This is a genomic window from Testudinibacter crocodili (genome assembly GCF_006228025.1).
GTDB lineage: Bacteria > Pseudomonadota > Gammaproteobacteria > Enterobacterales > Pasteurellaceae > Chelonobacter.
The window spans coordinates 1-14,597 of record NZ_VDHF01000067.1 but is presented as its reverse complement, the minus strand read 5'-3'; the positions used below and the strand labels follow the sequence as shown (position 1 = coordinate 14,597).

Here is a 14,597-nt window from a genome sequence, read left to right as displayed (position 1 = left end):
TTAGACCGCACTTTGTCTATTCCACAGAAAACTTCCCGTCATACTGCCTCTGATTAGTTTTATAAAAAAACATAAAACTGATTATTTTCATAAAGTTATTTTATTTATTTAATCATGTTGACCGAATATATCGATTCTCGCAGATTATTGTGTGTTTATGTAATTAAATGTAATAAAAAAATTTTTTACCTATTATATAGAAAAGTAATTGAAAAAGTGGTTTAATGCCGAAATTATGGTGTTGAGTCTAAAAATGATAAGAGTTTGTTTTTAACAAGTCAGTGTAGTGGGGTATAACAATGAATAAAATTTATAAAGTAATTTGGAGTGAAGCAGCACAAGTGTGGATTGCTGTCTCTGAGCTTGGTTCAGCTAGAAGTAAAAGCAGTCGTTCTTTGGTTGCCCATGAGATAGGTTTCAAACCTAAAGTTGTCTCCCCCAGCTTTTACCTGTCGGCTGTAGTTATAGTAATGGCTGGAGTTTTTGGCTATACCCCGCAAGCTTTTGCTGCTACAACATCCTGTAACTATAACAGTAATACAGCAAATGGTTTTATTGATTTTTGGTGTGGTCCAAATGCCAGTTCTTCAACGGATAAAAGTGTGGCTATTGGCAACTCCGCCCAGACTAGTGGAACGAATAATATCCAACAAATTGCAATTGGTAGCAATGTGCGTAGTACCGGCAATCAGGCGATTGCCATTGGTAATGATATGTTGAGTGCAGGGCAAGGTGCGGTCGCCATTGGTGGTGATGACATAGGCGGGCTATATAATCTGGGCTATGGCTACACTGCTGGGCGTGGTTTTGGGACAACGGGAACATCTAATACTTCCACTGGCAATACAGATTATCGTGCCACAGCGGCTTTAGGGCAGGGTGCAGTGGCGATTGGCGGCAATGCTCAAGGGCTTACCAAAGGCTCCACTGCTATTGGTCCTGCTGCCACGGCAGGACAGATTAATCAAACCCAAGTCGGTACCGGTGGTGGCTTAGGTGTTTGGACTGAAGGAGCAGGCGGTGATTCAGGTGCCGAAGCCACCGCTGTGGGCGCCAAAAGCTATGCCAAGGCGCAACAATCAACCGCACTGGGTGCATTTTCTCAAGCTTTAAGTGCGTCTTCTGTTGCGATTGGCGATAGCGCGGTAGCCAGCAATGTTGGCACATTTCCTAGCCAAGGCGTATCTAGTCGCAGGGTGGTAGGTAATAATGTAGATATTCCACGACCAGATACTGGAACCGCATTTTCTAAAGTTGCCCCCGTGGCTGTGGGGGCTAAAAATAATGTATTAACCGGTGGTGTTGCACTGGGTTATAACAACTTGGTTGGTACAACAAATGCCGGATTCGATTACGCCGCCTATGCTTTTGGCAATAATAACGATGCCAGCAATGCCTTTGCTTGGGCATCCGGCTTTGGCAATACCGCCAATGGTGTGTCTTCTATTGCTTTGGGTGCAGTAAACCAAGCCAACGGCAATGCCAGCATTGGCATTGGCCGCGAAGTGCAAGCCAGCAAAGATTTTGCCTTGGCAGTGGGCAATGTGGCCACCGCCAGCGAAGTGGGGGCTATGGCAGTGGGGCATTCCGCCTCGGCCAGCGGCCAGCGGGCAATTGCGATTGGCTCTTCTACCGCCACGGGTTCTAATTTGGATGCCACCAATAATACCAAAGCCAGCGGCGCTGATGCTATTGCGATCGGTACGTTGGCCACGGGTACCGTTTCCAATGCCGTTGCGATTGGCTTGAGCGCTAATGCAACGGGATTCGATTCAGTTGCGCTGGGTTCAGGGGCGCAGGCATTAGCCGGCGGAGGCAATATAGCGATTGGTAGAGGGGCTTACACCAATGGTACAAGCAGTCCCGCCGATCCAGCAAACGGCACTAATATCTCCATCGGTAGTGCTGCCGGTGTGGGGCAAACCACCACTGCCAACGGCAACGTGGCAATCGGCGGCAATGCAGGGCAAAACGTATCCGGCCGTGCCAACTTCGCCATGGGCTTCCAAGCGGGCTCTAATGTTAGTGGCACAGCCAATATTGCTTTTGGTCGCAATGCCGGCTTTGGTGGGACAACCGCTGCACCTTACACACAATCTGGCTCTGTCGCTATTGGTGACAGTGCATTGTCCAGCAGCAGCACCGGCTACTCCACTGCGCTGGGCAGTTTTGCACAAGCCACGGGGCAACAAGCCATTGCCATCGGCGGCGGTGCAGCAGCCAATGCCATTGCCAGCGGCAACAATGCCGTTGCCATTGGTACCGTCGGAACACAAGCCACCAACACCAATACCGTTGCATTGGGCAGCTCAGCTCAGGCTAGCGGTATAAGTGCGATTGCGGTTGGTAATAGTGCCAATGCCTTGGGACAAGGTAGTGTTGTGATGGGTAGCGCTGCAGGGCAACAGAATACCCAAGCCTTCACCATTGCCATCGGCAGCGGTGCAGGCACCACCACCGCCGGAACTAACAATACTGAAAATACCGCCATTGGTCGCAATGCCGGGCGAGATGTAACCGGCAATACCAATTTGGCGTTGTCTTCGCAAGCGGGGCAAAACGTTTCCGGCAGCAACAACTTTGCCGCCATGCTACAAGCCGGGCAGTATGTGTCCGGCAACAATAATATTGCGATTGGCCAGACTGCCGGCAGAGGAACCAGTGCAGCACCGATGACGGCTTCGCATACCGTGGCATTAAGCACTGGCGCTGTTGCGAGCCAAGATCATGCCATTGCCATTGGTAGAAGCTCGCAAGCCATCAATACCAATGCTGTCGCAGTGGGTAATACAGCAAGGGCGCGCGGGGAAAGCTCAATTGCGATGGGTAACACTGCCCTCGTTCATGCCACTGCTACTAATGCCATCGCCATTGGCATTAATGCCATCGCTGGTACTTATTCCGGTGTTGCCATTGGTGACAATGCCAGGGCAACTACTTCAGGTATAACCAGTGCCACAGCAGGTTCATCTACGGCAATTGGTAGAAATGCGGGGGCTAATCTGGGTACCGCACTTGGCGAAGGCGCTTGGGCAACGACCAACAGCGTGGTAATCGGGCGTAATGCCACCACCGTGCCTAAAGACTGGAATTCCGGTGGCATGAATACTACCAATGGGTTTGGTATCAGCAACTACCGCGGTGCAGGCAATGTGGTGATTGGCGATAATGCCAGAGCTATGGTAGGTGGCCGCCCTGTCGCTCAGGCTTCCGTGGCGCTGGGCTATGGTGCCAGCATTGTGGCTGCCGATGAAGCCGACAACTCCACCAACTCAAATACATTAGGCGTGGGCAGTGCCACCGCACTGGGCGGCAATACTCGTATCACCGGCTCCACTGGTGCCACGGTGGTCGGTGCCAATGCCAATTCCACCGCTTCCAACGGCAGCGTGAGCGTGGGGCAATATGCCACCGCAGGCACCACAGCCATGCCTGCCGAAGCCGGCATTGCTATCGGCGGTGCACGTTATAATACCAATGGTACAGTGCTTGCCAACACTGCCACCCGAGTCACCGGCGAAGCGGCTATTGCCATCGGTAGTGCATTGCCAGTTGGCACAACCTATCAAAACACCAGCGCCACCGCTGCTAACGCCATCGCTTTAGGTAGCGGGGCACAAGCACTGGCGGCCAATGCTATCTCGATTGGTACCGGCAACGTGGTGAGAGGCGCCAACTCCGGTGCCTTGGGTGATCCGTCTTATATTTCAGGCAGCGGTACTTATACCATTGGTAACGATAATGGTACTTCTGCTCAGCCGATTGCAGCCAACAATTCCGGTGCCTTTGGTAACAACAATATGATGATTGTTGGCGGCTCAAGTGGCATCCGCATTGTGGGTAACAGCAATGATGTTAGCTCCTCTAATGTGATGGTGTTGGGCAACAATGTTATTGTCGCCACTGGTTTAGATGGCGCTGTGGTGTTGGGCAATGATTCTACCGTCAGCAAAGCGATGGATACCGCAAAAACTGATTTAAACGGCTTAACTTACACCTACGCTCCAGCAGGTGCGGTACCGGCAGATGGCGATGTGGTAAGTGTGGGCAAAGCGGATAAACCACGTCAAATTCAAAACGTAGCCAACGGACAAGTCTCTGCTAGTAGCTTAGATGCCATTAACGGCAGCCAGTTGTATGCCGTGGCAGATACGCTTTCTAAAAAATTAACCCATTTTTATAGTGTTAATAACACGACAACAACAGCAGGTAACTATAATAATGACGGTGCCACCGGCACCAATGCAATGGCGCTGGGACCAGATGCCAAAGCAGTAGGGGCGCAAAGTATTGCCATGGGCTTGAATGCTCAGACCTCTGATGGGGCGGATTCGGTTGCGATTGGTCATAATAGCAATGCAGCAACCGGCTCTGTCGCCATGGGACGCGGAACGGTTGCCAATGGCAATAATGCCGTGGCAATTGGTTTAGGAGCTCAAGCGACTTCCGCCGATTCTGATAATTTTGGTGGTATTGCGATTGGCGGACAAAGTAAAGCCACTACACCGACTGACGCTAATGCTACAGCAACCGCGATTGGCTATTCCAGCCAGGCAACAACCGATGGTGCTTTAGCTTTAGGGGATACGGCTAAAGCCACGGCTAATGCCGGTGATGTCGCTTTGGGTAGCAATTCATCTACTGCAGCGGTGGTTAACACCACCGAAGCAACGGTAGGCAAATTGACTTACTCCGGCTTTGCCGGCACTGCCGCCACCTCTACTGTGAGCGTGGGTGAGGCTGGTAAAGAGCGTACGCTGACCAATGTGGCGGCAGGACGTATTAGCCAAACCAGCACTGATGCCATCAATGGCAGCCAGTTGTATGCCACTAATTTAACCTTGGGTAAGGTTGCTACTACCGCAGTCGGTATTTTAGGCGGCAATGCGGCTTTGGCGGCTGATGGCACAATCACCATGACCAATATTGGTGATACCAATAAAAATACCGTACACGAGGCGATTAAAGCAGCAAAAACCGAAGTGGCAGCGGGTACGAATGTGACCAGTGTGGTGAAAACAGATGGAATCAATGGTCAAGCAGTCTATACCGTGAATGCCGATGGCACCACAGTATCAGCAGCGACAAGTGCGGTTACAGTGACGGCCGATCCGAAAGACGGCACCAATATCACCAACTACAAAGTGGATCTCTCGCAAGAGACTAAAGACAGTATTGCTAAAGCCGATGGCGCACTTCAATCTTGGACAGCGCAGGTGAACGGTGCAACAGCAGCGACAATCAACAAAGACAACACCACGTTGAATTTTGTTAATGGTGACAATATTCTGATCACCAATGACGGCGGTATTAAAGTTTCTACCAGCATGACTCCGTCGTTTACTACAGTGACAGCCACAGAGAGTATTACGGCACCCACCATCAGCACCGGCAATGGTGGCCCAAGCATGAGCGCAACAGATGGCATCAATGCGGGTAATCAAAAAATTACCAATGTTACTGCGGGTACAGAAAACACGGATGCGGTTAACTATAGCCAGTTGAAAGCAGTACAAGATGCGGCTAAAACCAGCAGCGTCGTCAAAGGCACCAATGTAGCCAGCGTAACCTCAACAACCACTGATGTGAACACTGAATATACCGTGAATGCAGACGGCACCACGGTATCGGCAGCAACGACAAGTGCGGTTAAAGTGACTGCGGGTGATAAAAATGCCACCACTAACGTTACCGATTATGCGCTGGACTTAACCGATAAGACCAAGGAAGATATTGCCAAAGGCGTGACAGCCTCTGAAGATATTGCCAGCAAAGGTCTTGTTTTTGCCGGTGACAGTGGTGACAACGCCACCCGTAAACTCGGCGAAACCTTAAATGTTAAAGGGGGCAATACCACCGAAGCCAATCTTACCGACAACAATATCGGCGTTGTTTCAAATGGCGCAGATACCTTAACGGTAAAACTGGCAAAAGATGTCAACCTTGGCGCAACAGGCAGCCTTACCATCAACAGCAACAAGCTGGATAAAGACGGTTTGGACGTGGTTAGCGGCAATACATCGGTGGCAATCAAACCGGCTAAACTGGGCGATCCGGTGTCGGTAGTGGCGACTGATGGTACCAACACAGCCGTTTATGGTGCTAAAGGCTTAAGCTTTACTGAAACCAACGGCACACCTTTGGCAAACAGCCCAAGCATCAGCCAAACCGGTATCAATGCAGGTAACCAACAAATCACCGCTGTGAAGAGCGGTGTTGACGGCACAACCTTGGCAGATGCCGCAGGTGATACCCTCACCAACGCTGCCAACATCGGCGATGTGAAAAATGCCATTACCAATCTGGAAACCCAATACCAAGGGGATAATGCTGCGGTGACGGTGACACGCAAACCGGCTGAAGTGTTGAGTGTGAAAGGTGGTGCAGCTGCGGATCAATTGACCGATGGTAATATCGGTACTGTAGGTGCAACAGACGGTTCGATCACAGTGAAACTGGCGAAAAACCTAGCCGGATTAACCGATGTCGAAACCGAAAGCCTATCGGTTGGCGATAAAGTGACGATTACCAGTGCCGGCATTGATGCAGGCGGCTTACCGATCACCAACGTGGCAGACGGCGTGAATGATGATGATGCGGTCAATGTTTCGCAACTGAATAAAGTTGCTGGTGGCTGGGAAATCGGTAACGATATCACCGCCGCCAAAGTGGGCAATGTGGCTGCCGGTAAGCGGGTGAATTTTGTTTCCGGCAATGAAGAAACAACGTTGGTTGATGTTACACAAGATGCCAATGGCAATAGCGTAGTGACTGTGGAAGCCGCACCGGGTGCGATTCGCTACAGCAACACCAATACCGCAGCAGGTGGCAATGCCTCTAATGGCGATCAATTTACAGCCACCAATTCAGTTACGCTGATGGGTGCTAACGGCGATACCAGCAGTGGTGTGACTATTAACAATGTTGCACCGGGAACATTGTCTGCGGACAGCAAACAAGCGGTTAATGGTGCTCAATTGTTTGAAACCAATACCAATGTAGCGACCAATGCGGCCAATATTGCCAAAGGCATTAATTTTGGTGGCACCGAGGGCAGCAATAAATATGCCCTGGGCGACACCATCAATGTGAAAGGCGATAGCAACATCACCAGTACAACGATTGCCGGTGGTGCGCAGTTGGCATTGGCGAATACCGTTACTATTGGCAATGCAACCACAGGCAAACCGGTAACCATCAATGGCGAAGCCGGCACCGTTGGCGGTTTGACCAACAAAACCTTTGACGTGGCGAACATCACCAGCGGTCAAGCGGCAACAGAAGACCAGTTAAAAGCGGTTAGCGAGGTTGCCAGTGCGGGTTGGAATGTGCAAGCCAATGATACGAAAGCAGAAAATGTTGCACCGAAGGATACGGTGACGTTTAAAGATGGCAAAAATATCTTGGTAACTCAAGAGGGCAAAACATTAACTATTGCCACTTCTGATAATCCGGAATTCACCAGCGTGAAAATTGGTGATGTCACCAATAACACTACGCTGACCAGCTCAGCCGATGGCTTGAGTGTGGGCGGTGATAAAATCACCAATGTGGGTTCAGGTACGGTAGCCGCGGACAGCACCGACGCAGTGAATGGCGGCGATGTGTATACGGCAATTCAAGGCACCGCAAGTCAATATCAAGGTGATAACACCACCGTGACCGTAACTCGCAAACCGGCTGAGGTGTTGAGCATTACTGGCGGAGCAACCGATTTAACCGATAACAACATCGGTACTGTAGGCAATGCTGATGGCTCGATTGCGGTGAAACTGGCGAAAAACCTGACTGGATTGGAAAAAGTCACGGTTGGCGACAGTGAACTTACCACCAACGGCTTGACCATCAACAATGGTACCGCAGGTAATACGGTCAGCCTGACCAAAGACGGCTTGAACAATGGTGGCAACAAAATCACCAATGTTGCCACCGGCACAGCGGATACCGATGCGGTGAATGTGGCGCAATTGAATGAAGTGGCAGGCGCAGCAGCGAAACCACTGACTTTTGCCGGCAACAGCCGTGTAGCGGCAGACGGCACGAGCGATGTTGAGCGTAAATTAGGCGAAACTCTGAAGATCTACGGTGCAACTGATGGCAGCCTGACAGCGCTCTCAACGGATGCGGCGACAGCAGGCACCTACAGCGGTAAAAATATCCAGACCATCACGGATAAAACCACCGGTGCCGTACAAATTCAATTAGCGGAGAATCCGCAGTTCACCAGCGTGAAAATTGGTGATACCACCAATAACACCACGTTGACCAGCACAGCCAACGGCTTGGATGTGGGTGATGATAAGATCACCAATCTGAAGAGCGGTTTGGACGGTACAACCTTGGGTAATGCCAGTGGCGCAGTGTTGACCAATGCAGTGAATGTGGCTGACCTGCAAAGTGCGGTCACAGGCTTGACCGATAGCGGTTTTAAAGTCAATGCCGATAATGCGGATGTTAAAACGCATAAATTGGGCAACGAGCTGGCGATTGTGGCGGGTAATGCCACAGACACATCTAGCAACAACTTGGCAACCAAAGTTGAGCAAGATGCGCAAGGTAAAACCACGGTGACGGTGAGCATGAAAAATGCACCGACCTTTACCGGCACGGTGACCGCACCAACATTTGTGACCAGTGGTAACAATCCGGTGACGATTGGTGATGGCAAAGTCACTGGCTTGGTTGCCCCGACAGCTGGCAGTGATGCCACCAATAAAGATTATGTTGACGGCAAAGTGGGCGACGCAGTAGGTGCGGTAACCCTGAACACAGCAGGCGACACAGGGACAGGCAGCGTTAATCTGAAGACCCAATCTTTAGCGATTAACGGCACCACCGACCAAATCGAAAGCACGGCATCAGAACAAGGCGTTACCCTGAAACTGAGCAGCAAAGTAACCGATTCGCTGGCGAAAGCAGACAATGCGGTGCAGTATGATGATCCAGCTGTGAAAGATAAAGTAACCTTGGGTGGCACAGACAGCACAACGCCGGTGCAGTTGACCAATGTCAAGGCGGGAGATCTGAGTGCGAACAGCACGGATGCAGTCAATGGCAGCCAGTTGTTTGCCACCAATCAAAATATTGAAACCTTGCAAAAAGGCTGGAACGTTACGACTTCTCAATCGGACGGCACTGCCAGTGGAAGTGCGGTCACCGTAGTGAAAGCTGAGGATACCGTGACCATTGATGCCGGTAAAAATATTGTCATTACTCAAGATGGGCAGAAAGTATCGATTGCCACTTCGGCCACACCAGAATTCAGCAGTGTGAAAATTGGTGATGCTACCAACAGCACCACATTGACCAGCACAGCCAACGGTTTGGATGTGGGCGGTGACAAAATCACCAATGTCGGTTCAGGCACTGTGGCAGATGGCAGCACCGACGCAGTCAACGGTGGTGATGTGTATACGGCGATTCAAAATACCGAAACGCAATATCAAGGCGACAACACAGCGGTGACAGTGAAACGCAAACCGACTGACGTGCTGAGCGTGAAAGGCGGTGCAGCTGCGGATCAATTGACCGATAACAACATCGGTACGGTGGGTGCGGAAGACGGTTCGATCACCGTCAAACTGGCGAAAAACCTGACCGGATTGGAAAAAGTCACGGTTGGTGACAGTGAACTCACCACGAATGGCTTAACCATCAGCAACGGTACCGCAGGTAACCCAGTTAGCCTGACCAAAGACGGCTTGAACAATGGTGGCAACCAAATCACCAATGTGAAGAGCGGTTTGGACGGTACGGCTTTGGGTGATGCAGCCGGTGCGGTGTTGACCAATGCAGTGAATGTGGCTGACTTGCAAAGTGCGGTCACAGGGTTGACCAATAGCGGTTTTAAAGTCAATGCCGATAATGCAGATGTTAAAACCCATAAATTGGGCAACGAGCTGGCGATTGTGGCGGGTAATGCCACCGAGACTTCAAGTGACAACTTGGCAACCAAAGTTGAGCAAGATGCCGCCAGCGGTAAAACTACAGTGACCGTGAGCATGAAAGAGAGCCCAACCTTTAAGGATATTACTGCCACCAGCGTAACGGCTGATGACGGTGCGGGCAATGTCACCAAACTGACGGCAACGGGCACAACTGTAACCGACGGCACCAACACCAGTGCTTACGGCGCTGATGGTCTGGTGATCAAAGACAAGGATGGTAAAGAAGTTGCTTCTTTGGATAGCACGCCGATTGCAGTGAAAGACAAAGATGGCAACGATATTACCAATGTCAACACGGCGTTGAACCAGTTGAACAGTGTGCAACAAGCGGCTGACAGCTTTGCGGTCAAGTACGACAAAAACGCAGATGGCACACCGAATAAAGACAGTGTGACCTTGGCGGGTACCACCGGTACGCCTGTGACTAAAAATGCGGATGGCACATTTGCACCAATGAGCGGTGGTACGGCGTTGAACAATGTGGCTAGTGCAGGCGATATTACTGACCCAGCGAATGCCTACAAAGCAGTGAATGCAGGGGATTTGAACAATCAAATTGCGGGCATCACCAACAGTGGTATTCAAGTGAATGCTGACCAAGGTGGGGTTCAAACCCATAAACTGGGCAACGAGCTGGCAATCGTGGCGGGTAATACCACAGACGCTACCTCAAGCGACAACTTGTTGACGAAAGTGGAGCAAGATGCCGCCAGCGGTAAAACCACGGTGACCGTGAGCATGAAAAATGCACCGACCTTTACCGGCACGGTGACCGCACCAACATTTGTGACCAGTGGTGACAATCCGGTGACGATTGGTGCAGGCAAAGTCAGTGGTTTGGTTGCACCAACCGCAGATGGTGATGCCGCGAATAAAAAATATGTGGATGATCAGTTAACGACAACGGTCGATGCGGTCGCACTGAATACCGCAGGAGATAGCGGTACCGGTAATGTTAATCTGAAAACACAAACATTGTCGGTGACCGGTACGGCGGATCAAATTGAGACAACCGCAGCAGACCAAGGCATCAAGCTGAAGTTGAGTGATAAAGTGACCGAATCGTTGGCGAAAGCAGACAATGCGGTGCAGTATGATGATCCGACTAAGAAAGACAGTGTGACCTTGGGCGGCGCAGGCAGCACAACGCCGGTGCAGTTGACCAATGTGAAGAGTGGTTTGGGCGATACGGCTTTGGGTGATGCAGCCGGCGCAGTGTTGACCAATGCGGTCAATGTGGCTGATCTGCAAAGTGCGGTCACAGGATTGACCGACAGCGGCTTTAAAGTCAATGCTGATAACGCAGACGTTAAAACCCATAAATTGGGTAAAGAGTTGGCGATTGTGGCAGGTAATGCAACTGATACCGTCACCACCAACTTGGCAACTAACGTGACACAAGATGCGGACGGTAAAACCACGGTGACGGTGAGCATGAAAGAGAGTCCGACCTTTAAGGATATTACTGCCACCAGCGTAACGGCTGATGACGGTGCGGGCAATGTCACCAAACTGACGGCAGCCGGAACCGAAGTGAAAGATGCGGCTGGTAACAGTGCGACCTATGGTGCAACCGGCGATACCATTAAAGATGCAGCGGGCAATAGCACGACAACCACGGCAGCGGGTACGGTGGTGAAAGATGCGGCTGGCAACACCACTACGGTGGCAGCAAACGGCACAACCGTCACCGACGGCACCAACACCAGCACTTATGGGGCGGATAAAGCCACAGTAGGTAGCGCCAATCCGGTGGTGATTGATGGTGCCAAAGGGACGGTGAGCGGTTTAACCAACACCGCATGGGACAACAGCAAAACCTATACCGGCAGCAATACTGCCGCAACCGAGGGGCAAGTGGCGGATGCGATCAGCGGTTTAACTGACAAAGGCTTGATCTTTGCCGCCAACACCGGCAATAACCACACCGCGAAACTAGGTAGCACCGTGACCGTGAAAGGGGCAGATGAAAATACCGACTTCAACAAATTTGATGCGGGTAAAAACATCATGACCCAAGTGGATAATGGTCTGATTCGTGTGGCGTTGGCGAAAGAACTGAGTGGCTTGGATAGCGTGACGGTCGGCAAGGATGCCAATGGCAACACCACGGTATTGAATGGTGCGGGTACCACCGTGACCAATGACGATGGTCGCACAGCCAGCTATGGTGTGGACGGCATGAGCGTTAAAGGTGCAGATGGTACAACCTTAGCCAGTGTCGGCAAAGATGGCGTCAGCACTACCGGCACAGTGAAAGTGGTAGATGGTGAAGGTAAAACCGTGGCACAGCTGGATGATACGGCGATGAATGTTGCCGGCAAATCGGTGACCAGTGTCAACGAAGCCATTAATCAGTTGGATAAAGCGGCAGCGGCTGCCAAAACGACTGTCACTGCGGGTGACAATATTGTGGTTACCCCAACAACCAACAGTGACGGCAGTACGACGTATAATGTTGCTACCGCTAAAGATCTGAAGGTAGACAGTGTTAAAGCGGGCGATACTACCATCAACAACGATGGCTTAACCATCGCAGGCGGTCCGAGTGTGACTAAAGCTGGGATTGATGCGGCAGGAACTAAGATCACCAATGTGGCGTCCGGCGATATCAGTGCAACTAGTACCGACGTAGTGAACGGTGGCGATGTGCATAATGCCATCAAAAATGCCACTAGCGATTTGGTTGATAACGGTCTGAAATTTGGTGCCAATAGCGGTGATACCTATACGGCTAAACTGGGATCAACGGTGAGTGTGAAAGGTGCGGACAGCAATACCGACTTCAGCAAATTTGATGGCGGCAAAAACATCATGACACAAGTGGATGCCAAGGGTAATATTACCGTGGCATTAGCCAAAGATGTGGAAGTTGCCAGTGCCAAGTTCGGTGATACCGTCAAGATCGACAACAACGGTATCAATGCAGGCAATACCGTGATTGATGGGGTGAAAGCCGGCAGCATTGCCGCAGGTAGCCAACAAGCTGTCAATGGTGGTCAAGTGCATGATGTTGCTCAATCTGTTGCTAAGGCATTGGGCGATGGCGCGAAAGTTAACCCTGACGGTACGGTGACGGCTCCAACTTATACCATCACCAAAACGGATGGTTCGACAGTAACCGCCAACAGTGTCGGTGGAGCATTGAATTACTTCAACCAAGAGATTGTTAAACCAATTACCTTTACTGGTGATAGCGGCAGCTATGATGCGAAACTGGGTAATACCGTCAACGTGAAAGGTGATGGTAAAAACATCAGTACTTCTGTGAGTGGTAATAACCTGACCATCAGTATGACCGATACACCGGAGTTCAGCCGTGTTACCACTGGTGGTACCGTGATGAACAGCAATGGCCTCACCACGGGTGGTGGCAATGGCCCTAGCTTGACAACCAGCGGCATTAATGCAGCGGGTACCAAAATCAGCAATGTAGGCAATGCAACTGAAGCGGGGGATGCGGTCAACTTCGGACAAGTTCAAGCGATGGGGAATAACCTGAACAGACGTATCAATGAAGTTGATAAGAGTGCCAGAGCCGGTATCGCCGGAGCGTTGGCAACCGCCGGTCTCTACCAAGCCTACCTGCCGGGTAAATCCATGGTTGCTGTTGGTGCAGGGACTTATCGTGGTGAAAATGCGTTGGCTATCGGTGTCTCCAGAATCTCTGACAATGGTAAAATCGGGGTGAAACTGACTGGTATGTCAACCAGTCAAGGTGATGCCGGTGGTTCTGTCAGCGTAGGTTATCAGTGGTAATGAATCTTAACCGCACTTTGGGCAGACTTGTTCAAAGTGCGGTCAACAAAAAGGAAATTGTGAGATGAAATTAAAGTTAGTGAAGTATGCGTTACCACTGGCTGTTGCGGTAGCATTAGCGGGCTGTCGTTTGAGTGATGTTAAATCCGATGGCACGACTGATCAACCGATGTGGCCGAAAGTGGAAGATGCCGGGGTGAATTTCAGCGGTTCGCAGTATGGCATTTGGCCGAACTGGGATAACGTGCGCATGATCGAAAAAGGTATGAACAAAGATCAGCTGTATTATCTGATCGGCAGACCGCACTTTAGCGAAGGCTTGTTTGCGGTGCGTGAATGGGATTATGTGTTCAACTACCGTCAAAACGGTGAACATAAAATTTGTCAATACAAAGTGTTGTTCGACAAAGACATGAACGCCCAATCGTTTTTCTGGAAACCAACCGGCTGTAACAATCAGTATGAACTGTCAGGCGACTTCTTGTTTGATTTTGACTCGGCGACCTTGAGCGCCAAAGGCAAATCAGTGATTGATGAGGTGGCACGTGGTTTAAATGCGAGTGGCAGCAAAGCACTGACAGTGGACGGCTATACCGATCGTTTAGGTTCAGACAGCTACAATCAAGTGTTGTCGCAAAGACGTGCTGAAGCGGTGAAAGCCTATTTGGTTTCCAAAGGATTTGCGGCAAGTGCGGTCACAGCGGTCGGACACGGCAAAGCGGATCAAGTGGTGGCGTGTGACGCGGAACAAGGACAAGCATTGCGTGATTGCCTGCGTCCAAATCGCCGTGTGGTGATCTCGGCTAACTAAGTTGTTACGAAGCGCTGTTTAAAATAAACCCTGTCATTATCATGGCAGGGTTTATTATATGGTTGGCATAGTAGACAAAA

At 50.7% G+C, this 14,597-nt stretch carries 2 protein-coding genes; both read left to right on the top strand.

Annotation, left to right across the window (positions count from 1 at the left end):
• Positions 1-299: 299 nt before the first annotated feature.
• Positions 300-13,706, top strand: coding sequence for a YadA-like family protein (locus FHQ23_RS07875; RefSeq protein ID WP_139613829.1), 13,407 nt, complete (start codon positions 300-302; stop codon positions 13,704-13,706).
• 64 nt (positions 13,707-13,770) lie between these two features.
• Positions 13,771-14,517: an OmpA family protein gene (locus tag FHQ23_RS07870; protein WP_139613828.1), complete on the top strand. Its 747-nt coding sequence runs from the start codon at positions 13,771-13,773 to the stop codon at positions 14,515-14,517.
• Positions 14,518-14,597 lie beyond the last annotated feature (80 nt).

Excerpts from the sequence above, each read along its gene's own strand:
- FHQ23_RS07875 (WP_139613829.1), top strand. The coding sequence starts at position 300 with ATGAATAAAATTTATAAAGTAATTTGGAGTGAAGCAGCACAAGTGTGG.
- FHQ23_RS07870 (WP_139613828.1), top strand. The coding sequence starts at position 13,771 with ATGAAATTAAAGTTAGTGAAGTATGCGTTACCACTGGCTGTTGCGGTA.